Source organism: Stenotrophomonas sp. OVS01A (assembly GCF_019969775.1).
Taxonomy (GTDB): Bacteria; Pseudomonadota; Gammaproteobacteria; order Xanthomonadales; family Xanthomonadaceae; genus Stenotrophomonas; species Stenotrophomonas indicatrix.
In genome coordinates, this window is record NZ_JAHXYV010000017.1 from 1 (window position 1) to 468 (window position 468).

Genomic DNA, 468 nt, shown 5'->3' on the forward strand with positions numbered 1-468 from the left:
GTTTCCAGGATCGTCGCCTTGCAATGCGGACAAATGCGCGTCGCCCCGGGCATGCCCTGGCGAACGGCGCTCATGAGTCGGCGCTGGTCTCCGTCTTGGCGTTCTTGTCGCCCTTGTCGGACGATTTGTCGGACTTGCCGCCGTCGTTGCGCGCGACCGCCTTGCCGCTGTCTTCCCAGCCGAACTCGACCTGACCGCGCACCCGCGCGCCTGCTGCGACGGTGACCACGCCGGCCTTGACGTCGCCGATCATCACGCCGCTTTCGAGCAGCTCGACCCGCTGCGCCGCGTCGATGTTGCCTTCCAGTTCGCCCGCGATCACGACCTTGCGCGCGCGCACGCCGCCGTTGAGCTTGGCGCCGAGTTCGACGGTGAGATCGCCGTCGACCTGCACGTCGCCCTTGAAGCGGCCGGCGATGCGGATGTGGCCGGAGCCGTGGATCTTGCCTTCGATGGTGAGGTCGGAGG

Annotated in this window: 1 protein-coding gene; it reads right to left on the reverse strand. The window is 67.9% G+C overall.

The genetic code is table 11. The features are described from left to right. Positions 1–70 precede the first annotated feature (70 nt). The coding region (locus LC407_RS20805; RefSeq protein ID WP_223483528.1) for a polymer-forming cytoskeletal protein at positions 71–468 on the reverse strand (398 nt) is incomplete at its 5' end.